At 39.0% G+C, this 23,687-nt stretch carries 25 protein-coding genes; 10 read left to right on the top strand and 15 right to left on the bottom strand.

All coding sequences use genetic code 11. The features are described 5' to 3' along the window. Positions 1–24: 24 nt before the first annotated feature. The 7 genes from tnpA to rlmF form a co-directional block, all read right to left on the bottom strand. A complete protein-coding gene (gene tnpA, locus AAC026_RS06425; RefSeq protein ID WP_339696066.1) occupies positions 25–459 on the bottom strand; it encodes an IS200/IS605 family transposase in 435 nt (144 codons plus the stop codon). Positions 460–773: 314 nt separating this feature from the next. Further along, positions 774–1,781, bottom strand: coding sequence for a hypothetical protein (locus AAC026_RS06430; RefSeq protein WP_339696069.1), 1,008 nt, complete (start codon positions 1,779–1,781; stop codon positions 774–776). A gap of 183 nt (positions 1,782–1,964) precedes the next feature. Further along, positions 1,965–2,201, bottom strand: coding sequence for a hypothetical protein (locus tag AAC026_RS06435; protein ID WP_339696072.1), 237 nt, complete (start codon positions 2,199–2,201; stop codon positions 1,965–1,967). Between the two features lie 32 nt (positions 2,202–2,233). Continuing rightward, positions 2,234–2,566 (bottom strand): alcohol dehydrogenase catalytic domain-containing protein, encoded by a 333-nt coding sequence (locus AAC026_RS06440; protein WP_339696075.1) that lies wholly within the window; start codon positions 2,564–2,566, stop codon positions 2,234–2,236. A 14-nt stretch (positions 2,567–2,580) separates the two neighbouring features. Continuing rightward, the gene (locus AAC026_RS06445) at positions 2,581–3,198 is read right to left on the bottom strand and encodes a hypothetical protein (RefSeq protein ID WP_339696078.1); all 618 of its coding nucleotides are present in this window, start codon (positions 3,196–3,198) and stop codon (positions 2,581–2,583) included. 84 nt (positions 3,199–3,282) lie between these two features. Further along, the gene (locus AAC026_RS06450) at positions 3,283–3,861 is read right to left on the bottom strand and encodes a cyclic nucleotide-binding domain-containing protein (protein ID WP_339696081.1); all 579 of its coding nucleotides are present in this window, start codon (positions 3,859–3,861) and stop codon (positions 3,283–3,285) included. A 394-nt stretch (positions 3,862–4,255) separates the two neighbouring features. After that, positions 4,256–5,284, bottom strand: a complete 1,029-nt coding sequence (gene rlmF, locus AAC026_RS06455; RefSeq protein WP_339696084.1) for a 23S rRNA (adenine(1618)-N(6))-methyltransferase RlmF — start codon at positions 5,282–5,284, stop codon at positions 4,256–4,258. Positions 5,285–5,580: 296 nt separating this feature from the next. Here rlmF and AAC026_RS06460 point away from each other — a divergent pair, with 296 nt between their 5' ends. From AAC026_RS06460 to AAC026_RS06470, 3 genes are read left to right on the top strand one after another with little or no spacing between them, the layout of a single operon-like run. Then, positions 5,581–6,933: a hypothetical protein gene (locus tag AAC026_RS06460; protein WP_339696087.1), complete on the top strand. Its 1,353-nt coding sequence runs from the start codon at positions 5,581–5,583 to the stop codon at positions 6,931–6,933. Between the two features lie 22 nt (positions 6,934–6,955). Next, positions 6,956–9,130: a LodA/GoxA family CTQ-dependent oxidase gene (locus tag AAC026_RS06465; protein ID WP_339696090.1), complete on the top strand. Its 2,175-nt coding sequence runs from the start codon at positions 6,956–6,958 to the stop codon at positions 9,128–9,130. Between the two features lie 2 nt (positions 9,131–9,132). Beyond that, positions 9,133–10,266 carry a tryptophan 7-halogenase gene (locus AAC026_RS06470; protein ID WP_339696093.1) on the top strand — a complete coding sequence of 378 codons (1,134 nt, stop codon included), beginning with the start codon at positions 9,133–9,135 and terminating at the stop codon, positions 10,264–10,266. Here AAC026_RS06470 and AAC026_RS06475 read toward each other — a convergent pair. Further along, a complete protein-coding gene (locus AAC026_RS06475) occupies positions 10,253–10,984 on the bottom strand; it encodes an energy transducer TonB (protein ID WP_339606041.1) in 732 nt (243 codons plus the stop codon). The genes AAC026_RS06470 and AAC026_RS06475 overlap by 14 nt on opposite strands. Positions 10,985–11,046: 62 nt before the next feature. Beyond that, positions 11,047–11,370 (bottom strand): tetratricopeptide repeat protein, encoded by a 324-nt coding sequence (locus AAC026_RS06480; RefSeq protein ID WP_339696096.1) that lies wholly within the window; start codon positions 11,368–11,370, stop codon positions 11,047–11,049. Between the two features lie 178 nt (positions 11,371–11,548). On the opposite strand from AAC026_RS06480, the gene AAC026_RS06485 reads away from it, so the two are divergent. From AAC026_RS06485 to AAC026_RS06505, 5 genes are all read left to right on the top strand, one after another. Beyond that, positions 11,549–12,286 (top strand): electron transfer flavoprotein subunit beta/FixA family protein, encoded by a 738-nt coding sequence (locus AAC026_RS06485; RefSeq protein ID WP_339606043.1) that lies wholly within the window; start codon positions 11,549–11,551, stop codon positions 12,284–12,286. Positions 12,287–12,305: 19 nt separating this feature from the next. Next, the gene (locus AAC026_RS06490; protein ID WP_339696099.1) at positions 12,306–13,259 is read left to right on the top strand and encodes an electron transfer flavoprotein subunit alpha/FixB family protein; all 954 of its coding nucleotides are present in this window, start codon (positions 12,306–12,308) and stop codon (positions 13,257–13,259) included. Between the two features lie 12 nt (positions 13,260–13,271). Continuing rightward, positions 13,272–13,859 (top strand): bifunctional nuclease family protein, encoded by a 588-nt coding sequence (locus AAC026_RS06495; protein WP_339606045.1) that lies wholly within the window; start codon positions 13,272–13,274, stop codon positions 13,857–13,859. 166 nt (positions 13,860–14,025) lie between these two features. Continuing rightward, on the top strand, positions 14,026–15,339 hold the full coding sequence (locus AAC026_RS06500; RefSeq protein ID WP_339606046.1) for a nucleoside transporter C-terminal domain-containing protein: 1,314 nt from the start codon (positions 14,026–14,028) through the stop codon (positions 15,337–15,339). Positions 15,340–15,354: 15 nt separating this feature from the next. Further along, the gene (locus AAC026_RS06505) at positions 15,355–16,431 is read left to right on the top strand and encodes an anhydro-N-acetylmuramic acid kinase (protein WP_339696102.1); all 1,077 of its coding nucleotides are present in this window, start codon (positions 15,355–15,357) and stop codon (positions 16,429–16,431) included. A 16-nt stretch (positions 16,432–16,447) separates the two neighbouring features. On the opposite strand, the gene AAC026_RS06510 is transcribed toward AAC026_RS06505, so the two are convergent. After that, positions 16,448–17,581 (bottom strand): lycopene cyclase family protein, encoded by a 1,134-nt coding sequence (locus AAC026_RS06510; RefSeq protein ID WP_339696105.1) that lies wholly within the window; start codon positions 17,579–17,581, stop codon positions 16,448–16,450. Positions 17,582–17,732: 151 nt separating this feature from the next. Here AAC026_RS06510 and AAC026_RS06515 point away from each other — a divergent pair, with 151 nt between their 5' ends. Then, positions 17,733–18,560, top strand: coding sequence for a hypothetical protein (locus AAC026_RS06515; protein ID WP_339696108.1), 828 nt, complete (start codon positions 17,733–17,735; stop codon positions 18,558–18,560). A gap of 45 nt (positions 18,561–18,605) precedes the next feature. Here AAC026_RS06515 and AAC026_RS06520 read toward each other — a convergent pair whose 3' ends face one another. The 5 genes from AAC026_RS06520 to AAC026_RS06540 are packed head-to-tail and all read right to left on the bottom strand — an operon-like array spanning position 18,606 to position 23,138. Beyond that, positions 18,606–19,049: an acetyltransferase gene (locus AAC026_RS06520; protein WP_339696111.1), complete on the bottom strand. Its 444-nt coding sequence runs from the start codon at positions 19,047–19,049 to the stop codon at positions 18,606–18,608. A 5-nt stretch (positions 19,050–19,054) separates the two neighbouring features. Beyond that, positions 19,055–20,890, bottom strand: a complete 1,836-nt coding sequence (gene nadE / locus AAC026_RS06525; protein WP_339696114.1) for an NAD(+) synthase — start codon at positions 20,888–20,890, stop codon at positions 19,055–19,057. Beyond that, a complete protein-coding gene (gene rnc, locus AAC026_RS06530; protein ID WP_339606079.1) occupies positions 20,891–21,622 on the bottom strand; it encodes a ribonuclease III in 732 nt (243 codons plus the stop codon). It abuts the gene before it with no gap. A gap of 2 nt (positions 21,623–21,624) precedes the next feature. Next, positions 21,625–22,875, bottom strand: coding sequence for a beta-ketoacyl-ACP synthase II (fabF, locus tag AAC026_RS06535; protein ID WP_339606052.1), 1,251 nt, complete (start codon positions 22,873–22,875; stop codon positions 21,625–21,627). Positions 22,876–22,898: 23 nt separating this feature from the next. Beyond that, entirely contained in the window at positions 22,899–23,138 is a 240-nt protein-coding gene (locus AAC026_RS06540) for an acyl carrier protein (protein WP_053223003.1), read from the bottom strand. Between the two features lie 51 nt (positions 23,139–23,189). Here AAC026_RS06540 and AAC026_RS06545 point away from each other — a divergent pair, with 51 nt between their 5' ends. Further along, on the top strand, positions 23,190–23,687 hold the full coding sequence (locus tag AAC026_RS06545) for an IPExxxVDY family protein (protein WP_339696117.1): 498 nt from the start codon (positions 23,190–23,192) through the stop codon (positions 23,685–23,687).

The following is a 23,687-nucleotide window of genomic DNA, read 5'->3' on the forward strand; positions in this document are numbered from 1 at the left end:
GTGGGCTTTGTTATGTGTACTAAATCAGTCGGTATTCAATCCGTTTTTACTCAAGAATTCATCATATTCCTGTTGAAATGATTTCTTTTGGTGGTGCTCTTTTTGATTTTTTATGTAAAGAAAAACCTTTTCCACTACCGATTCCGACACGGAATAGGCAGCGTAACCAGTTTGCCAAGAAAATTTCTCTGAAATCAGATTGTTCTGATTAACGAAATGAGAGGAACTGCCTTTTACTTGTTTGACGATTTCAGCTACTGATTTTTGTGGGTTTAGAAGAAATAGGCAATGGATATGGTCTGGCATACCATTGATAATTCTGACTGGGCAGCCTTGTTCTCGCAGTTGAGTTGAAATAAATTGATAAACCTTTTGCTCTATGTTTTGCTTTAGAAGTGGCGCCCTCTCTTTAGTTGCCCAAATGGCATGAATCCATATTTTATTGAAGGAATGTGACATGGTGTTTCTTTTATAATTACCAATATAAACCGTTAAAACGGTTCTGTCAATGCTCCTGTGACCATAGGCCACGGTTTAAACCGTGGGCTATGTGAAGTAGTAGTTTTCTGTAATGGTTTTAACCATTTAACAGTAGTCGTCTTTTCTCCTTCCCTGATCTCGAATATCGGGAGAAGGGTCTGAAATAACAATGTTAGGAGTTTAGCCCAAAGACAGAGTCCTTGGTGAATAGTTGTCACAGGTTTTGTTAAAGGTAGATAAATCGGAGGACCCGCGACAATGACTGATAAAACTCTATTAATTCATAACATTTGTTAAGTTAAGTTTTCCTCCAATTCGCTAATTATTTTATTCATTTTTACTTTATCGTAAACTCGTTCTTCTTCCACCCTTTCCGTTCCAAGTTTTAACATTTTATTGTTCAAGTAATTGATAAATGAATTAGAATAATGTGGGGGATAATTGTTCTTGGTTGTGATTGACAGCTTAGTTGAATTAAATCTCAAGAGATGCTCTACATGTGGTGCCATGAGTTCAAAAAGTCCACCGTCTTTAGTTACGAATATGGGTTTTACATTTTGGCCAACCATATTACTGAGTTGAGGGCGGTTACAGCTCATTCTAGCATGAAATAAATCCCATGCCATTCCCAAAATACCTTTCAATGATTTTTCTTTCGAAGACCCCAATTTGATCATTGATCTTAGATTTGAGTTTCCTCCAAATATTTCTAGGGCCAGGGAATACTCTAGACCTAGTATTATATCTAAGTCTGAGACCATCCAATTAATGAAGAGTTCGATGTTTTTTTCTGCGTTCTCTTTTTTTAACCCATTATTTGCTATTTCCCTTATTTTCAAGAGTCCAGCATAGTACAAGTTTAAGTTCTCTGTAAATGAACTAATCGACTGACTTAATGATTTTGGTTTATCATAGATGTAATACTCCTTTTCATAATCAAATTCAAGTCGCTTAAATCGTTTAATGGGGTATTGAAATGCAAAGTCAAGTCGATTTTTGATATCCCATAATTTGTTATCAAGAATATCATACGTTTTGCGATCGTAACACAGTTCTGTTAGAGCAAATAATGGTGTTTGTTTGACAGCATGTTTTTGCACATATTGAATTAGATGGAAAATTGCATTTTTTTCAACTCTAGCATTTTTCTTGTGCTTCGTTAAATTGGCAATATCTAAACTGACTGAACTATCTAAGATCAGAAAAACGAGTTCATCTTTTTCTGCCTGGAGATTATGAATTTCAACTCCAGATGGAAGAGTAATCTTTCCCAAGTCCGATAAGAAATGAAATTGTTGCACTGGCAGTAATTTGACCTGATGTTAGCTATCAGTCACATTTATGACGTATAGCCATAAATATATTGAATTTTATGCCTGTTATTATGAGGTACAGTCTCCCTTAATTTTTTTCTTAAATACCAAACTCGTCCAAAGTCTCTCAGAGTGCACCCCAAAAATATAGCCCACGGTTTAAACCGTGGGCTATATATGAATATCTTTAAGTAATGGTTTTAACCATTTAAACAGGTAGAGGCAATTTGAGAACAGGTTTTCGTCATTGCTTAATTGATCGCCTGTTCCTACTGAACCCGTTGCCCCAATAATCAGGATTTTAGGATTTGATTTTTCTGCTAATTTTGCTTTGTTCAAAAAATAAATCGCTGTTTGTCCACCAAAGATTATTGATGTGGCTTCTTCATAAGACGATTTTTTGGGCATTCTAATAACTTTACTGTTTTGATTGACTGCAATTATTCTGTATAGGTTCCGAATTGAAATCCCGTCATTCCAAAAACTCTATCTCCAACTTTGAATTTTGAGACTTTATTTCCTTTGCTTTCAACAATGCCCGAAAAAACAGTTCCTAAGATGAGGCTTCTTGGTTTTGAAAAGCCCAACGCAAATCGCATAATTACTTTGAATATTCCTTTGACATCAAGGCTTCTTATCCTTGCATCTCCAGAGTTGATCGCAGTAGCGACTATTTTGACAAGAATTTGACTGTCTTTGGGTATTGGTTTAGAAACCTCCTGAAGCTGCAAAACTTCAAGAGGCCCATATTTGGTGCAAATAACTGTTTTCATCTAATCATTGTAGATTAAAACTTAAATCCAAAATCAAGCCCAGGTTGAATAAAGTAGTTAGGCCACTTCTGTTCTACAGTTTTAAAAGAATCTGGAACTCCAGTTCTTAGAGGCCAATAACTTACTCCAATAGCTGGTTCAAAAAAGAAACGGTCTTTGAAAAACTTAAATTGGTAACCCAGATAAAAGTCTGTGTATAATGTGAATCCATTTCCAATCTTCTTTTTATTCTCATCCATGTATTTTTCAAAAGCATTCAATACATAAACAGAAGTATAGAGTCCTTTCTGCCAAAACCGCTGGTAGCCTATTTGAGGTGCAAGTATGCGTGCATGTCCGGGATAGTTTAGCCCAGGTGCATCAAAGTCTGGCCCGAAAGGGATACCTAGTGGCCAAGCATATTGAGACCTTTTAAATCTAAATTGAATAACATCTTTAGGTGTAATCCTATATCCTGCATTTATTTGTATATACCCAGGGTTGTTAGTGTCATCCAGATTGCCTAGTAATAATAAAGTACTACCAACAAACCATTTTCTATAAGTACTGTCTTGTTTGGCATTTTGTGCATTCATCTGTGAACCGCTTGCCAGCAATAAGGCAAGGCTAATAAATAGGATTTTCTTTTGCATGTTGTGTACATTGATATTAAACGTGATTGCAAAAGTAGGTTGGCGAGATGCCTTAACTCGTTCACTTAAGTTAAGAAATACGGCTTAGCTCTTTTTTTCAAGAATCCTTGCCCTTAATCTGCTTAACGATTGAGGTTTAATACCTAAATAGCTAGCTAATTGGTGTTGTGGCACACGCTGAAGTAGATCTGGTCTTTTTTGTAGTAAGTTCAAATATCGTTGTTCAGGTGAAGAAGTCTTAAACTCGTCAAAGTCTATTTGTTTTTTGGCTAACAATTCTTCTGACAACATTCTGCACATGACTTCAAACTTTGGAAATTTACTGTTTACTTCTATTTCTATATCGGAATTTGAAACTAGAAGAATACTATCTTCAACACAACTTATGAAATAATGAGAAGGAGCTTTGTTTATCACACAATGAGGTGTTAAGGCATCTAATTCTGTGTAGAAAGCTGTTGTTTTTTCTTCAGCATCTATGATGTAGTAAGCCCGAAGACAGCCTTTTAAAACAAAATAACTATCCTGTGATTTTTGTCCTTCTTTGAGTAAAACCTTCCCTTTCTTTACCGAGTGAAATAGGTCTAATGAAAGTAATGCGTTCTTTTCATCTTCTGTCAGAAAAACGTATTTCGATATAAATTCAAACAATATGTCTTGCATTGTTTAATATGTTGTTACTGTTGTCTGTTGCACTTGCTCCCAACATTATATATTGGCCACATTTATAATAGATATATTCTAATAATTTAAGGTTTATGCCCGTTAACAAGCCGAATTGGATCGCTAGCGGTCATTGTTTTTGTTTTACTCTATTCTAATGAATCCAAAGGCGATTGTATTCTCTCCTATGTCTATACACTTCAATGGTTTTACTAGAACTCTGCCCTAAAAGAACTTGAATATATCTAATGTTTTTTGGTTGTGAATCTACTGTTGAATTCAAAAATATAAACCGTTAAAACGGTTCTGTCAATGCTCTTACGCATATAGCCCACGGTTTAAACCGTAGGCTATATTTTGATATCTCATACGTAATAGTTTTAACTATTTATACCTACTCAAGTGTTTTGGTAGATTCTTCTTTTTCCTTCCATCTCGTGTTTTTCCACTCTTTTTGCTGAGCAGGAGTAAGGAATGTCCAAGCCACGATGCGGCTGCTTTTATTGCCTTGCCCCATTGGAATAGTTTTTACTTCAACCGCATCTGCTTTTTCTAAAGATTCCAAAATTACAGCAAGGTTCGAAGACTTTGAAACCAAACTAGAAAACCAATAGCATGATTCACCAAAATTTTTGCTCTCGCGAATCATGGTTTGAATAAACTTTCGCTCTCCGCCATCGCACCAGAGCTCCTTGCTTCTTCCACCAAAATTCAACACAGGGTCGGCTACTTTTTTCTTGGCCAGGTTATTCACCTTTCGCGAAGCGCTTTCTTGGGCTTCATCGGGAGAGCGGTGGAAGGGAGGATTGCATATTGTAAAGTCAACACGGTCTTCTTTTCTCAGAATACCATAGAAAATATCCTTTGGCTCGGGCTGTCTCCTCAATTCTATTTTCCCCACCAAGTTGGGGTTCTGGTCTATAATGGTCTGTGCCGATTTAAGGGATATAGAATCTATGTCAGTTCCAATAAACGACCAACCATATTCTTGCGTGCCAATGATTGGGTAAACGCAATTGGCGCCAACACCCACATCAATGCAAGTCACTTTCTCGCCAGTCGGTATTTTTCCATAGTTGCTTGCGCAAAGCACATCGGCCATATGGTGAATGTAGTCGGCCCTTCCTGGTATTGGCGGGCATAAATAGTTTTCGGGAATATCCCAAAATTCTAATTTATAATGGTGTTTCAATAAAGCTTTATTCAGTGCCTTTACAGCTGCTGGGTTCGCAAAATCAATGGAGTCGTCACCATATTTATTTGGCTGAACGAAGGCACCCAATTCAGGAGTTCCTTTAACAAGCTGAGGTAGGTCATATCTGCCTCTATGTTTGTTTCTAGGATGAAGCTTCGGCTTGGGTGTCGGAACACTGTCCTTATTTGATTTTCTATTGGGTGTTTTCCTTTCTCTTCTTTCCGACATGTTCATATGGGTTTATCAATGGTAAAGGTACGCTTCAAAACCGAAAAGCACCCATTTTGAAGTGAATCGAAAAAATAACTAAACCATCCTTCTGATTTTTGATAAATTATTTTCTAACTTTAAAAAGTATATCAACTCATACTTTAGTTATAATTTTTTAAATGAGTTAACTATTATCTACATAGAATATGTATAGGTAATATTTTGGTAACCTATACATTTTTTTAATTATCGAAATTATGAATGAATAATATATGTCATTAAAAAATCAATTAATCAACCTAAATTTTTAAACTATGAGAAACATCGTAAATCAATGTTTTTTCCTTTTGCTCGTCATCTGCTTGGTGGCCTGTAATTCTTCACCCAAGGAGAAAACAGAAACTTTAGCAGTTGCTGCTTCGAATACGGGCGGCATCAATGGAGTAGATGGCAACTGTGTTGCGCCTCCTGAATGGTTTACTGGAACAGTTCCAACACCACAACCACAAAATTTCCCTCAGGGAGATGATGTTACCAATTGTGACTTCCACTTAATTTCTTGGCAATATTTTCTTTGGCTGACCGAAGAAGTAAATGGGAAACTTCGCTTTGAGACTTTCTATACCAGTAACGCAATACATCCTGAAACTAAGGATGACACTTATCAAGTGTTAGACATTGTAGAGCAAGCATTATCTAAAGGAATGCTGATTGATCAGCACGGAAGAGCGGTATACAGCAATATCATGATCAATGATGTTTACCGCGATTGGGTGCTCGATAATAAACTATATGACCCTGAAGTGTTTGTTGATTTTGATTCTACTGCTGATTTTCCTGTAGGATCCATGTCTTTAAAAGCCAATTGGAAGCTGGTTCAGCCAGGAGAAGATGTTGGCAATCTGTACACCACCAAAGCTGATATTCAGTTGTTGACCATGGTGGATGGTGAACCCCGAATTCCAGATAATCCTAAAATTCAAAAGGATGTTGAAGTAGCTTTAGTTGGATTGCATATTGCTGTAGTAGTTGAGGGTCACCCAGAATTTATTTGGGCAACTTTCGAGTTTGATGGCAACGCACCAAACTTTAAAGAAGATGCAAGTGGAGTGGTAGTTCAGGGTATGAATGATCCTGTATCGGATAAAAATTGGTTGCTATATAAGGCCAATACTACAGCCAGACAAACCAATGCAAACAATGCTGCTATTCTTGAATTTGTTGATGAAAGCAAGCAAACGCTTACGCCTGTTACTCAAGTAGCCCGTCAGTATGCCCAAGGAGGCGGTAGCGCTACCAACCGTGGTAATATTGATCATTTGAATGCAAGTGTGAAAAGTCAACTTGGAAAGGAAAGCTCAATTTGGGAAAATTACTTTGAAGTGGGTGCCGTTTGGTTCAACACAGAAAAGGGAGTGCTAAAGCCTGATTGGAATCCTAATGTAGATTCAACTATGGTGACAGGATCGCTTACGCTTTCAAATGCAACGATTGAAACATTCACCCAAAAAGTGCGCTCTCAAAATAGCTGCTTTAGTTGCCACAATACGTTCCCAGTAACGAACGTGCCACTTTCTACCAAAATTTTACCAGGTAAGAATGCCAATACCAGCCATATTCTTCTCAAGAATTACCAAGGCGGAGGCGAAGTAAGTCGTTCTAATTAATTCAACCTAATCACAAAATAAAATGGCAAATTCAAGCTTAAGAATACATCCAGCTATTGGCATGGCCAGAGTTGGGAATAGTACAGAATATTATTTAGGGCCAGAAACAATGGCAGCCTCTCCGCAAGAGGGGAATGCCATTACAGGCGGACTTCCTATAAAACCCGGCACCGAAAACACAACCATTACCAGTGGTGATTTACGAGATGCCCAAGGTAGATTGAAAAGACAAGCAGCTCGCTTTAAGATATTCCAATACCCAAATGAAGGCACTCAACTTACTTACCCAACGCAAGGTGGGGAAGAAGTGCTTATTGGGTCTACTGTAGATGGAAAAAAAGTAACTGATATAATATGGACAGCTCATTTAGCCAATAAAAAGGCCAATTGTTGGGAAATAGATGAAGATGCTAACCTTGGTATTGAACTTTATAAACCACATGAAGTAACTGTAGATGGAAAAACCATGACGGTAAGCACACCGCCATTGAGAAACCCAGACTTTGATAGTACTTCACCTCAAAACCCTTATACGGTAAACCCAGCAGATACCGATCGTTTAAAGAAATTGGTAATTGATGCGGGGCCTCGTGCCATTAAAGCAAGCCAAGGAACCACTCCAATTAAGTTTGATAGTATTACTCAGGCCAGTTATTACGACAAGAGTTCGGGCGCTATTACTAGTCAGGCTAATTACCCTATTCAGTTTCCAGCTACAAATGGAAGCGGATCAAATGGAAGTGATCCGATTAGTTATTTGGGTGAAATCATTACAGAACCAAATGGTAGGCTTTTAGTTCTAGGCGGACATGGTTTGGCTTGTGCTTTCGATAACCAAGGTAATTTTGATGCAAGTCAACCGCTTTGTAAAGATGTAGATAACGACAATTGGTTAGACGATACTTCTGACGGACCTGTCACTGCGGTATTGGTTTTTGAAGATGGAAGCAAACAAGCGATTGAAGGCAGTGCTTGGGCAGTAATTACTGATCCTGCTTATGCGCCCCAAACCTTGAATGTGGTAAATTTATGGGATGATGTTTACAATACTTGGTTAGAAAGTTTTAGCCTTCAGCCAGATGTTTATAGTAATGGGAAGTATAACCCTGACTATAAACCTTTCTTCCAAGATGATATATTCCCAACATTGAATTCGGCCCATATGCAAATGTGGAACACGAATTTACCAGACCAAGCCATATCGGCTCATGAAAGGATAAAGCTTTTAACAGAGCAAAAGCCGCCTTTCGATATCATGAAGTTTATTCGAAACCCAGATGGTAGCCAGAATAACAATGGAGCACCATTGATGCCATTGTCATTGGGCGATGCCAATCAGGCTTTTTTAACCGTGTCGCGCCAGCAATATTTCTTTATGGAACAATGGAATAAAGGAATGAGCGTAGGAGCAAGTCAACTTCCGCTAGGTGAAGGGGAGCAACTGGATAAAACTATTTTGGTGAATTGTCTTGGCGGTCGTTTTAGCCCAGGAATTGACTTGACCTTTATCGTCCGTGACCCTGATTTGTACAATAAGGATTGGCAGAATCCAGCCGTTGGACCTTTTAGAATTAATGCCGAAGCACTGGATTATGCAACGGCAACCAAAGATCAGCCCTTTTTGGGAGTAGGTTATACACCTTTAAGGCCAGATCCTGTTCAGCCGGGTGACTTGTGTAAGTTTATGGCTATTCCTTGGCACACCGATTATAATTCTTGTGCTACGCATACGCCAGCGCCAAACCCAGGGGGAGACATTACTGAAAAGAACGTGTATAGCGGAACAGTGAATACTACATTATTCTGGTCTTGGCCAGCCCAACGCCCTGTAGCTGTATATACATTCAATGATTTGTCTGCCAATAATGGTGATATCAAATCTACCAGACAGCGGTATTCTGTTCGTGGAGAAGGTACTGCGGCTCAGGAGAATTTATCTACACCAGGTTGCCCAGCATCGACAGGGTTCGATGCGGCTGCAATGAATGTAGGCCGTTACCAGAATCGCAGAAACATTCTTACTGAATGGGTGAAGATTGGTACTATTATGCAGGGACCAGCCATTGATGGTTATCCTGATGGTTTTAATAAGGATTATTACTTGGAGGTGGAAAGCCTTTTCGACAAAGACGAAAGCAACTTGGTTGTTTTCTGGCCAAATGTTGTCGATGACGAAGTGTACCCTCCTAAAAATTAATTTTGGATATAGTTCCCAACTATAATGTGGCAATAATTGGCGCAGGACCCGCAGGGTGTTCCTGCGCCATTGCTATTTTGAACGCTGGAATCGCCAATGTTACTTTGGTAGATACTTCGAAAACAGGTAAATTCCATATTGGAGAAAGCATACCTCCAGAAATGAATCCTATACTGCGGCAATTGGGTATAGCTGAAGCTTTTCAGGCCCAAAATCACGAACCCTGCTTTGGGAGTTGCTCTTACTGGGGCAATGACAAACGAGGTTATAACGACAGTATTCTAAGTCCTTTTGGGCATGGCTGGCATTTAGATCGTGCAAAATTCAATCAATTTTTAGTAAATGAGGCTGTTGAACGAGGCGCTAAAGTTTTGTCAGGACACAGCTATCAAAGCAGTGCAAAAACTGAGCATGGTTATCAACTCAGTCTTAAAAATGAAGCAGGGGATATTCGTTCGATAGAAGCCGATTTCGTAGTAGATGCTTCTGGTGTGCGCAGTGTTTTTGCTACCGATCAGGGAAGTAAGAAGCAGCACGAAACACCTTTAGTATGTTTGGCTTTAAGGTTCAAAAATAAGGGGCTTCGCGAAGTATCTAAACTTACGCATTTAGAATCGGTTGAAAACGGTTGGTGGTATGCCGCCAGAATTCCGAACGAACAATTACTCGTTACGCTTTACACCAATGCTGAAACAGTTAAAAAGTTAGGGCTGAACGACCTTAAAAGTTGGATTCAACTCTTACAGCAATCTCAGAATACGCATCAATGGATTGCTCAAATGGAACCGATTGATCAGAAGTTACTCGGTTTTCCTGCACAGTCTTTTTGCTTAGATCAAATTGTAGGTGAAAACTGGATGGCCATTGGAGATGCCGCATCGGCTTACGACCCGATTACTTCACAAGGTATCATCAAGTCCATAACACAAGGCATGCGTGCGGCAGAAATCATTACGCATTGCAAAAATGGAGCAAAGGAAGCTCTACCATACTTTGAAAAGGAAGTTTTACATCATTACGAGCAATATAAAGAAGCCCGTCAACATTTCTATGGCTTAGAACAACGCTGGCCTCAAAGTGAGTTTTGGAAGGAGGTACATGGTTTGGGTAGTATCGTGGGGGTTAATTGGTTCTGAAAACTATTTTTATATCCATAAAGCAGTTAACTGCTTTACCGTCTTTTATTCCAGGATTCCAATTTTTTGAGAGTAGTGCTACCCGAATAGCTTCTTTAGCTAGATATTTATTGGCTTTGTCGTTTTGAACTTCTGCTTTAACTATTCTGCCATCACTCAAAATTGTTAGTCTTAGATTAACTTTTCCACTGGTTCCATTTGCAGCTGCTTCTCTAGGGTATTTTAAATTCATTAATAGGTGTTTGTTCCATCCGCTTTGACCTGTTGTGTAATCGGGTTGTATGTCAAGGTCGGTTGTAGCATAAATTCTGTTGTCAGTTGATAAAGTAGCATCCTTTTTAGTTAAAAGTCCTTTCTTGTCATAAACCTCAATAAAGGAGTGGCCGTTTTTAAGGTCTTTTATTATCCACTCTCCAACTTTGACACCATTTTTATATTGTCCTGTAGTTTGAGATGAGTCTTCAAGGTTAAATACATAATAATCACCATGTCTCTCGTCTTTAACTAAGTTTATGGCTTCTATTAAAGTACCGTCCTTTAAGTATTTATGAGTAGAGCTATTTTTTCTTTTACTGGATGTTACATCATATCGAAATACCGATGCATCGTTTTTATCAACGACCTTATCTTTTTGGTCAAAATAGACAGTGTCAATTTCTTGAGAAAGTGCAGTGAAGCAAAGAAGTAGTAAGAGTAAACTGAGTGTAGCTCGAATCATTTGAAAGGCTTTGATATTTTTGCTCTAAATGTAATAGCCTAATCAAATTATTCAAAGTTTAATTACTCCATTTCAAATAATAAATTTTGGTGAGCAGTACTCAACTCACGATGCGCTTTTGAATTCTGTTGTTTTTGAGCGAGTGCAATCCCTTGAACGTAAATGCTTAAGGCTTTCTCATCCTCCATTAAGTCAATATAAACTTGAGCGGCATGGTAATAGGTAGGAAGGTAATCAGGGAATTCTGAAAGGAGTTTGTCAAAATATTCTTTGGCTTTTTCGGGTGATTCAGTCAAATATTCGTTGGCCAAGGCGTACCAGTTAAAAGGGTCGTTGGGATCTTCCGCTGCAAACTTTTTTAACATGCTCAATCTCTGTTCGTTCATCGTTTACATTGATTTTTATTTACTTCATTATTGACTATCTTCGGGGCAAATTTAAGGTTTAAGCCTTCTTTTTATATCGTTTTCCTCAAATAAAGGTCTTTTTAACTTAAAGTTGAACACAAGGCCAAATGAGGGGTTTATTATAGAAATTCATTATACAAAAAATCATAAAGCAAGCATGAATATACTCGTTTGTATCACCCACGTACCTGATACTACTTCGCGCATCGCTTTCACAGAAAACAATACCAAATTCGATAAGAATGGTGTGCAATTTATCATCGGTCCATACGATGACTATGCACTTGCCAGAGCGGTAGAGTTGAAGGAAGCCAATGGAGGTAAAGTAACCGTTTTAAATGTTGGAGAAGCTGAAACTGAACCAACTTTAAGAAAAGCATTGGCGATTGGAGCTGATGAAGCCATTAGAGTAAATGCATTCCCTTCTGATTCATATTTCGTTGCCAAGCAAATTGCTGATGTAGCAAAACAAGGTGAATATGATTTGATTTTGATGGGCCGTGAGTCGATCGATTTTAACGGTGGTATGGTGCATGGCATGGTTGGCGAGTTACTTGGTTTGCCTTCATTCTCTCCAGTAATGGTGTTGGAAGTAGAAGGCAATGCTGCCAAGATTACTCGTGAAATCGAAGGAGGAAAAGAGAAATTAGAAGTGAATTTACCTTTTGTTGCGGGTTGTCAAGAGCCTATTGCTGAATGGAAAATCCCTAACATGAGAGGTATTATGTCGGCTAGAACTAAGCCACTGAATGTGGTGGAGCCTACCGACAATACAAAACTTACTGAGATTGCTCAATACGAATTGCCAGCACCAAAAGGAGCGGTGAAAATGATTGATGCAGACAATGTGGAAGAGTTGGTGAACCTACTCAAAAACGAAGCGAAAGTAATTTAAACCTCCAAAAGCACAGAACATGTCAGTTTTAGTATTTATAGAAACAGAAGACGGAAAAATTAAGAAATCCTCAAGAGAGGCCATTTCATATGGAGCTGCGATTGGGGAAGTTACTGCAATAGCCTTAGGTTCGATCTCAAACGAAGAATTGGCTTCAGCGGGAGCTAACGGTGCCACTAAGGTATTGCATGCTGCTAATGAAAAGCTTAACGCTGGTTTGATTATGCCTTATGCAGAAGTGATTTCGAAAGCATTTGAAAGCACGGGTGCAGAAGTATTGGTTACTGCTAAATCATCATTAGCCGATGCAGTAGTAGGCAGAATTTCGGTAAAATTAGGAGCTGCTTTAGCTTCAAATGTATCTGAATTGCCAAAAACAGATAATGGTTTCGTAGTAAAACAAAGCATTTACACAGGTAAGGCTTTTGTAAACACTACTTTAACCACCGACAAGAAAATATTGGCCATCAAGAAAAACGCCATTGAGCTGAAAACAGATGGAGCTGCAGCTTCAGTAGAAGCTTTTGATGTGACTTTAGATGATGCTCTTTTTGGTGCGAAAATCACTTCTTCTGAAAAAGCAGAAGGTGATGTATTGTTGCCAGAAGCAGATATCGTAGTATCTGGTGGTCGTGGATTGAAAGGTCCAGAAAACTGGGGTATTATTGAAGACTTAGCGAAAACGTTAGGCGCAGCTACAGGCTGTTCAAAGCCAGTTTCTGATATGGACTGGAGGCCTCACCATGAGCACGTTGGTCAAACTGGGGTTAAAGTAAGCCCTTCTTTGTATATCGCAGTAGGTATTTCAGGTGCAATTCAGCATTTGGCCGGAGTTAACTCTTCAAAGTATATTGTAGTGATTAACAAGGATGAAGAAGCTCCATTTTTCAAAGCAGCCGACTACGGTATTGTAGGAGATGCATTTGAAGTATTACCTAAGTTGAACGAAGCGCTTAAAAAAGCCTTAGCCTAGTTATTTACCATTTTGGATAAAATTAAAATCGAAATCCTGGGTCTTTCCTCCAGTCAGTCGCAAACATCTGGCTCTTTTGCCCTTGTGCTTGGTGAAGTAGAAGGCGAAAGAAGACTTCCTATTATTATAGGCATGTTCGAGGCGCAAGCCATTGCTTTGGAAATCGAAAAGATTGCACCAAATAGACCAATGACACATGATTTGTTTAAGTCATTTGCCAATAGTTTTGGGTTCAGTGTAGAACATGTAATCATTTCAGATTTAAAAGAAGGAGTGTTTTTTGCCAAAATTGTATGTACCGATGGAATCAAAACCATTGACATTGATGCAAGACCTTCTGATGCCATTGCCATTGGGATTCGATTTGATGTGCCTTTCTATACCTATGAAACTGTGCTCTCCGAAGCAGGGATTATTTTAACTGATGAGGAAGAAGTAGCAGATGAAATGGAAGAAATGGCTGTAACAGAAAAACCAAAAGGAGATCGGTTACAAGATTTCACCTTAGATAAACTTCAGCAAATGCTGGATGAGGCCCTGAGTAATGAAGACTACGAAAAGGCAGCCAAGATCAGGGATGAAATGAATAAAAGAAGCTAGAAGAAATATTAAAGCCTTTCTGAATTAAATCGGAAGGGCTTTATTGTGTTTAATAAGTTCTGTTAACTTTAACAGGTTGATCTTTAGAGTATTTCTTTCGAGGTCGCAATGGAGTGATTTTTAAGTCACTTTTTATTATGAAAAATTCACACGTGATCAGTTAATCATGGCCATTGTAAGAGGAATAATTGGATTGGTAGTTCTTATTGGAATTGCCTATTTGCTATCGAGCAGAAGAAAAAAGGTTGACTGGAGGTTAGTAGGGGTTGGAGTAATCATACAACTGATTATTGCGCTGCTTATTTCAGAAGTAGGAATTGTAAAAAGAGCATTTGATTTTATTAGCCAGGGCTTTGTTACTTTTTTGGGCTTTTCACTTAATGGTGCGGAGTTCTTGTATGGCGACCTAGCGAAAAATAGTAATGCTGCTGAAGGCGTAAATCATAGCCTAGGTTTTCTGTTTGTTTTTCAAGCCTTGCCTACCGTAATTTTCTTTTCTGCCATTACTGCTGGGCTTTACTATTTGGGGATCCTCCAAAAAATCGTTTATGGTTTTGCATGGATCATGGCCAAAACCATGCGTTTGTCAGGAGCCGAATCAATGTCTGCGGCTGGAAATGTCTTTCTAGGTCAAACCGAAGCGCCCCTTTTGGTCAAGCCTTTCATTGGTAAAATGACCAACTCGGAATTACTCTGCTTAATGACTGGGGGAATGGCCACAATTGCTGGGTCAGTGTTGGGAGCTTATGTGTCCTTTTTAGGAGGAGGAGATCCGGCCCAACAAGCCAAATTTGCTACCTACCTTTTGAGTGCATCCATTATGAATGCCCCTGCGGCCATTGTAATGTCTAAAATATTCTTGCCAGAATTAGAGCCAGAAAAGATCGACTCTCGATTGAAAGTGAATAAAGATCAGATTGGTGTAAACGTAATTGATGCACTAGCAGGAGGAGCATCGGATGGAATGAAATTGGCGATGAATATCGCTGCCATGTTGCTCGCTTTTATCGCAGTAATCTATTCGCTTAACTGGGTTTTGGTTGACGGAATTGGTGCATGGACTGGACTAAATTCATATGTTGTTTCAAGCACTAATGGTGTATTCAGCGGCTTTAGTCTTGAATACATACTAGGTCAGGTATTCAGAGTTTTTGCCTTTATCATGGGTGTGGAATGGTCTGAAACTCTGCAAGTAGGAAGCTTAATTGGTCAGAAAACGGTGATTAATGAGTTTGTAGCCTATTTGAGCTTGGCCGATATGAAGGCTGCTGGTGATCTTAGTGAAAAATCTATCGTTATTGCTACGTATGCACTATGTGGTTTTGCGAACTTCTCTTCCATTGCAATTCAAATTGGAGGTATTGGAGGTTTAGCGCCAAATCGTCAAGGAGACTTATCGAGACTGGGGGTTAAAGCGCTAATGGCCGCAACTCTGGCTACCATGATGACCGCCACTATTGCAGGCGCACTGTTTGGTTAATATTCAAATATTGAAATGAAAGAAGCCTACCATGTTTTAGGTTTAATGTCGGGTACATCTTTAGATGGACTGGACATGGCTCATTGTTCTTTTCGGAAAGAGAATGATCGGTGGCGCTTTTCATTGAACAAATCCACTTGTATAGAGTACAATCTTGAATTTCAAGAAAAACTTAAGCGCTCTATTGAGCTTTCGGCATTAGACCTATTATTGCTCAATAATGAGTTTGGCAAATGGATGGGAGAACAGGCTAAGATTTTTATAGCCGAGAATCAGCTCGAAATTGACTTTATTTCTAGCCATGGGCACACTGTTTTTCATCAGATAGACAAAGGGTTGACATATCAAATTGGGGCAGGACAAGAACTAGCCAATACTGCTGGTCAAAAAGTGATTTGCGACTTCCGTACTCTGGATGTAACACTCGGAGGTCAAGGAGCTCCTTTGGTGCCCATGGGCGATGAACTCCTTTTCTCTGATTATGATTTCTGCTTGAATTTAGGCGGTATTTCAAACGCTTCATTTCGAATAAATGGAATGAGGAAAGCTTTCGATGTTTCACCTGCCAATATGTTGTTAAGCCATACATTAAAATCAACAGGGAAGTCTTTTGATGATGGAGGTAAAATAGCACGTTCAGGCAAATTGGTAGAGCCATTATGGAATGCGCTAAACGCATTGGACTTTTATCCGCAGCCATTCCCAAAGTCTTTGGGCTATGAATGGTTCAGAGATGAAATGATGCCTTTGATTGATGATTCGCAGGCTAGTGTTGAAGATCAATTGCACACAGCGATACATCATATCGCTTTCCAGATTAGTGAAAGCTTAAAGCCTTATGCAACAGCGAATAGCAAAATGTTGGTGACGGGTGGAGGAGTAAAAAATCTATTTTTGGTAGAAATGATTCAGCATTATTTAGGCAACTCAATAGAAGTAGTAATTCCCGAAACCTCAGTTGTCGACTTTAAAGAAGCCATTGTTTTTGCCTTTATGGGTGTATTGAGAAGTGAAAACGAAATCAATTGCCTCAGTTCAGTGACAGGTGCTTCGAGGGATTCTTCTTCTGGTGTAACTTTCTATCCTTGGTAATCTTCGTTCCTCAAAATTACTTTCCGAAGGTTTTAATAAAAGCTTTTCCAAAAGCCAAAATAGGGGTGGAAGACATTATTTTCATTTCTTCGGCTAGGTTGGTTTCTTCATCCAAAAACTTGAAAACCGCTTGTGCTCCATTTTTCTCAAACAAATCAGAGAATATTTGAGCACCAGAATGTTCGCCATTCTTTAATACATTCAATAAGGTACTGTCGTATTTCTGGAACCTCTTTTTCTGATGAGGCAAATCAGCCAATGGATCTTTTTGCCTAACTAAATTATTGGCCATCTTTTTTAAAATATGTTGAGACCGCAAAAAGGTGTATCCAGTAGAGGGTTTTGCAAAACCACCGCTAATACCAATGTTTATAATACGGCCATCCTTTTCTGGAAAAGGAAAGTCAGTCATCGGAATCACTCCAAACTCATCTTCCAGCACTTTGTAGTCTTCTATTTTTAGAAAATCATGTAGATAATCATCCAGTCCTTTGTCGTATTCTTCGGGTTGAAGAAGCTGCTCACTGAAAATGGTGTATTCCACCAGTGCTTCATTAGGGGAAAAAGGAAGTACATAACCAAATCGACAGTCGCCTTTTTGATCGATACGAAAATCCATGTAGGTCATGATCTCAGGATCGAAGCAAGGCTTTTCTGTTTGTATAAATCGCCCTTTAAAATGCTGAAGGAATTGTACGTGCTTAGAAGGAATCTGAAAATCTTTAAGAGTAGTACTGTTGAAAACCATATTGCCCGAATAGGTTTCGGTGCTCGTTTTCACAATTCCTTGAGGGTCAATTCCAACAATACTTTCTTTAAGCCAGGTAAGATTATTGAATTTGCCCAGCTCAAGTTTCATGAAATCATAGAAATCCTTACCTCTTATCATTTTGTATGAATAGGGCGGAAGGGCAAATGTTTGCTTGAAACTAGGGCCGAAGAAAGAAGCTCTACTCCATTGTTTGTAGACCAAGTTTTCGAATAAGTTCAGCTCTTTTTCCCAGAAGCACCAAGTGCGGTCATTTACCGATTTGTCGTCCTTATCGATAATAAGTATTGTTTTTTTAGTATTTTCGTGTGCCAACAGCAAATAAGCGAGGGTCAATCCCGCTGCTCCACCTCCCGCTATTATATAATCGAATTGCTTCATTAACTATGTAAACTTAAAGGATAAAACTATGTTTTGGTCATTGGTAGCGCGGAAAATGGCCGAATAGATTCTTTGTTGAAGGATTAAATTAAATTGTTAGGTTTGGGGCCTAACAGCACATTAGTAAATCTGGGAAACCCTTTGGGGACTAATGAATTGTAAACCTATCATATTGTTCTGCCTTTGCAGTGTCCTCTTTTCATGTACAGAGAGGTTAGTATGCCCTGCGTATCAAACTTCGTTAATTCTGGACAATGACTACCGACAGCGGGTTTTTTCTCCATTTACTATTTTTGAAGGCGATACCATTCCTAAAATGCCTTATGGCTTTGTGAAAGATAGAGCTGACGAATTAGATGAATCTTTTTATGCCGCTGTGGAAGGCAAAGGGTTTAGAGTTCAAAAAGGAAGAACGTATTCCATGGAGAAGGAAGGTTTTGAGTATAGTAATCGAAAACGCTCTTCATTTATTGCCAGAATTTGGTCTAGCCCCGAAAGACCTGTTTTAGAAAATCCATATCTCTTGGATAGAATCTTAAAGAAACGTCCCTTTTATAAATTAGACATTGTAGTGCCAGAGCTTATCCATATTGGTATTCTAGATTCACTTGAAACAGAAGTGCAAGCCCTTAACGATACAATAGCTTTAGATTCTGCGGCTAAAAAGAAGGTAGTCACAGAAACTATTTTAACTACTCCTGAAGGCTATAATGGTTACAATGTTGATCAGCTGAATTATAATAAGAAGTTCGGTCATTTGTTCCCTCAGCCACCTCCGCCACCAGACCCAATAGATTCTGTAGCGTATAAAAAGGCCTTGAAAGACGCTGCAGCAGCGGATACACTTTCTACAGAAAAGAAAGGTGTTTTTGGTATGTTTAAGAAGAAAGACAAAACAGCAAAACCTCCAAAAGAAAAAAGGAAGGACAAGAAGAACAATGAGGAGGCGATAAAAGAGGAAGAAGGTGGTGACAAGTAAAGCTACTGACTAGCTTTAACTAATGTTATAGCTGTATTTATCAAGTCAATTTTTCAATTCCATATGCAATAGTGGGTAAGGCTTACCTGTACCATCGAGTTCAGAGCGGCCAATGATTTTGAAACCCATGTTTTGGTAGAACCCAACGGCTTGTTCGTTGTCTTCATTTACATCTACCTTGGAGGAATGAAGCTTTCTTATGGCATATTGGGTCAGTACTTTCCCAATTCCTTTGCCACGAGCATCTGGGTGAATAAAAAGCATTTCAATGTTTTGTTCTGCTACCCCAAGAAAGCCAATTATATTTTTGTTGCTATCGCGAACACAGCGTAAATCAACAGCTTTTAAATACTCGTTTAGAATTAAGGGTTTGAAATAGGCTATGTCTTCTTCTTTCAGAAAATGATGAGTAGCCCTAACAGAAGCCTCCCAAACTTCGACAATCGCAGGGAATTCGTGTGGCTGTACAAAGTCAACTTTAAACTCCATTTTCCTTATAATTCATTCAACTCTTCTATAAAACCAGCTGATAAAATCGGGAATCGACACCAAGTGCGTGGATCAACATTGAATTCATCTAAATGAAATGCAGGGGCAAGGCGTTCTCTTTTCCACTGGTTTCTACTCCAAAGTTTGTAGAATTTAATAATGTGATCCTTCAAGAGATTTTCATCCTCTAGCCCTTTATTTTTCAAGTTTGCGAAAACCTCTTTTGGCGATTGATGATCTCGAATGGCCAATTGCTCAATGGCGAGCAAAACAGGGTAGGGCATTAAATCATCCTCATCGGTTTGATGCTGGTCTTTTGGTCTTAGTTCAGCGGTTGGTGCTAAGGCATTAATCTTGGCCAAGCCAGAGTAACCCAAGTGTTCTTCGGCATAAACAAGCCATTTTCTGATAAAGACTTTATCAACACTCGAAATAGGGGCTAGGCTACCACTAGTGTCGCCATCCATGGTGGCATAACCCACACTGCCTTCGCTTCGGTTTGAAGTGGTCAACAGTACTCTGTTTTTAATGTTGGCGAGCATCCATATAATAGGGCTTCTGGAACGGGCCTGAATATTCTGGAGCGTAATATCATCAGTTTCCCAATTCAATTTTCTCTCAATGGCCGTTTCTATAGTCGAAGTGTAATTCTCAACCGCCTTGTCGATTGTCCAATGGTAAAAGGTAGATCCAATGGAATTTGCAAGTTCTTGAGCAGCAGTTAACGTATCATCCGATGAGTTAACTGATCCTTGATAGGCAGTTGTGAAAATTTCTCCGACAATCTCTTTTTGACTCTTTTCTTCTAAATCAAGTCGGTTAATGCTTTTTAAGAATTCTGATTTCCCTAAAGTTTCAATGGCTCTTTTTACCATTTCAGCTACCAGTACCGCACAAGTGGCTGAATCAGCACCACCACTTATTGATAACGCATAACCATTGCTTCGGCTTTTTCTTAAATAATCATACAAAGCTAAACCAGCGGCTTTCGGGAACTCAATTTCCTTCGGGTCTATTGGATTAACATTGTGTGGTTGCGTGTTTCCGTCAGAGTTTACATCTGCCCAAATAACCTGATGTGGCTTGAAAGAAAATAATTCATTTCTTAAAACCAGCTCACCGTCTTGGGCAATCATCATTTCCCCATCATAGATCATTCTGCCAGCCTCATTGCCTAGCAGGTTGGCATACACATAGGTGCATTTGAAGTCTTTAGAAGAATTCTTTACCAAGTCAATTCGCTGCAATGTTTTCTCCATTGCAAAGTGGCTGGCGCTTGGGTTGAGTATTAGGTTAACCTTTTTTACACAAAGCCTATGGGCAGGACGAAGAACATCTCTCCAAGCATCTTCACAAATCTCAAAACCTATCTTCCAATCTTTGAAGTCAAAAGTAAGATCTCCTATTGGGTAGTTTTTTCCATCTATTTCAATTTCTAATACTTCGCCAATGGGCCATGGAGTAAACCACCGTGGTTCGTAATGTACTCCATCTAGCGCCATATACTGTTTGGCATACACACCTAATATTTCTTGGTTGTAAACCACCACAGCACAATTGTACAGTTTTCCGCCAAAAGCTAAGGGAAGATTGAAGCTGGTAAACAAATCCTTTGTTTCAGCAATGAGTTCGGGTAAAAAACGCTTTGCTTTTTCAGGCAGCCAATGGCTAAGAAATAAATCCTCGCAGCCATAAGCAGTTACAGATAATTCGGGAAAACATAAGATTTCAATTCCTTCACTTCGGGCTTCTTTTAAAGCCTTTTTGAGTTGAAGAATATTGTTTGTCCAGTCGAGAGGGGTTTGGTTTACTGTGGCAGTACCAATACGATAAATTCCCATTTATTCAATTTCAAGTGAAATACAGGCCTCACGGGCTGCATCTTGCTCTGCTTTCTTTTTGCTTAAACCATGCCCTTTGGCTATTGGTTCGTCATCAATTAAAACTTGAATCACAAACTCCTTAAAGTGGGTCTTCTCTTTGGTTTCAAGCAGCTCAAAGCTAGTGGTTTTCCCACTCTTCTGCGACCATTCAATCAGTTTGCTTTTGTAATTTTTGGTGGTGCTAATAATCTCTTCAATATCAAAATGAGGGATTAGTAACTTTTTAACAATGAACTTTTGAGAACGCTTAAAACCTTGATCGACATAAACCGCCCCAATAAGGGCTTCTAGCGTATTGCCATAAATAGATTTGTGAGAGTTTGGAGTTTTTCTCTTTGTGTCAAATTGGACAATGTGATTTACTCCAATTTTTCTGGCAAGAAGGTTCAAGGAGTCCCTACTTACAATTCTTGATCTTATTTCTGTAAGAAAGCCTTCGTCTTTATAAGGGTATTTTTTGAAGATGTAATTAGCGACTACAAGTCCTAAAACGGCATCACCTAGGTACTCTAACCTTTCGTTCGATTCTTTCACTCCATCTTTCACCGATTTGGCAACAGAGGTGTGTTGAGTGGCGATTTTGTAAGGTTTTAAATTAAAAGGCTTACTGCCTACAATTGTTTTAATTGAGGCAATAAGCTTTTTATCTTCTTTTGAAAGGGTTTTAAATTGGGTTAACCACAACCGCACTTTCAATCCAGTTTTCTAAATACAACTGATGTGTTGTGACCACCAAAGCCAAAGGTATTACTCAAGCAGGCATTGATTGTTCTTTCCTGAGCTTTATTGAATGTGAAATTCAACTTAGGATTGAACTGGTCATCATCAGTAAAATGATTGATGGTTGGAGGAACAATTTGATGTTCTATTGATTTTATTGCTGCAATAGCCTCAATAGCTCCAGCAGCTCCTAAAAGGTGACCTGTCATCGACTTTGTAGAGCTAATGTTCAGGTTGTAAGCATGCTCACCAAATACTTTTTCAATGGCTATTACTTCACTCATATCTCCCAAAGGAGTAGAGGTGCCGTGTACATTGATGTAATCAATCTCCTCAGGCTGCATTTCAGCGTCTTCAAGCGCATTAATCATAACGCTTGTAGCTCCTAGGCCTTCTGGATGTGGAGCGGTAATGTGATAGGCATCAGCCGACATTCCGCCACCTACAATTTCTGCATAGATTTTAGCCCCACGTGCTTTTGCATGCTCATATTCTTCAAGAATTAAAGCCCCAGCGCCTTCTCCTAATACAAAGCCATCTCTGTCTTTGTCAAAAGGTCTTGATGCTGTTTGTGGACTATCATTTCTCTCAGAAAGAGCTTTCATGGAATTAAATCCGCCCATTCCTGCTTCGGTAACAGAAGCTTCTGAACCACCAGTGATCATGACTTTAGCTTTGCCTAATTTAATATAGGTCATAGCATCAATCATGGCGTTGGTAGCTGAAGCACAAGCTGAAACAGTTACAAAGTTAGGCCCGCGGAAACCATATTTCATTGAGATCATACCCGAAGATATGTCTGCAATCATTTTTGGAATAAAGAAAGGATTGAACCTTGGGGTACCATCACCTTGTGCGAATGACATTACTTCATCCTGAAAGGTTTTTAGTCCTCCAATTCCTGATCCCCAAATTACTCCAGCCTTGGATAGGTCAATAGACGCTAAGTCCAAGCCTGAGTGTTCAAAAGCTTCAGTAGCCGCAATCATCGCGAATTGCGTAAAGAGGTCCATCTTACGTACCTCTTTCCTGTCGAAATAATTTAAAGGATCGTAATCCTTCACTTCGCAGGCAAACTGAGTTTTAAATTTTTCTGGATTGAAACGGGTGATAGGCCCAGCACCACTTACACCTTTAATTAGGTTATCCCAATATGTATCGAGATTGTTCCCTAAAGGTGTTAGTGCGCCAAGGCCTGTTACTACAACTCGCTTTAATTGCATATAAGAGTAGTAAGGAAAAGTTATTAATTGCTAACGTTAGCTTCCAGGTAAGAGATGGCATCACCTACTGTGCCAATGTTCTCTGCTTGATCATCTGGAATTGAAATGTTGAATTCTTTCTCGAACTCCATGATTAACTCAACTGTGTCAAGTGAATCTGCTCCAAGATCATTAGTGAAGCTTGCTTCGGGAGTCACCTCTGATTCTTCTACTCCTAGTTTATCAATGATGATATCCTTTACTTTTGATGCAATGTCCGACATTTTGGAAAATTTTAGTTAAAACGTGCTGCAAAGAAATGCAAATTAACAATAATGTCAAACATATTTTTTAATCTTGTCGTTGGTTCTTTGAGTATAAAGAAACCTGTTTTTTTCGCATTTATGGCAAAAAATAAGCTCGAAATTTCTTATGAGATAGATTTTGAACTGGTAGCAGTTAACGCCAGTGTGAAGGAATATAAACTGGCTTGGATGCTAAATAAAAGCTTGGGGTGGGATTTGGCCAAAATGAAAAATATTGAGCTTGATTTTACAGGTAATAAAGCTTTGTCAATATCTAACTACTTGTATAAAACTGAATATCAAACTTTCAGATTAATTCGAAATAGAGCGGTGGATGGAGAAGAGCAATTCAATGCGTTTATTATTCCTGAGTTAAAGAATTTCGACTATTTTATTATGTTAGAGAATGAATCTGTCGGTTTTGACCTAAACGCTTTCATTTCAAAAATCAAAGAAATACCTTTCGTTCAATTCGCAGTGTTAATGGACACAGCAGCCTTAAAGTCTAAGGACAATCTAATATTTTAA

This window comes from uncultured Roseivirga sp. (assembly GCF_963973945.1).
Lineage (GTDB): Bacteria > Bacteroidota > Bacteroidia > Cytophagales > Cyclobacteriaceae > Roseivirga.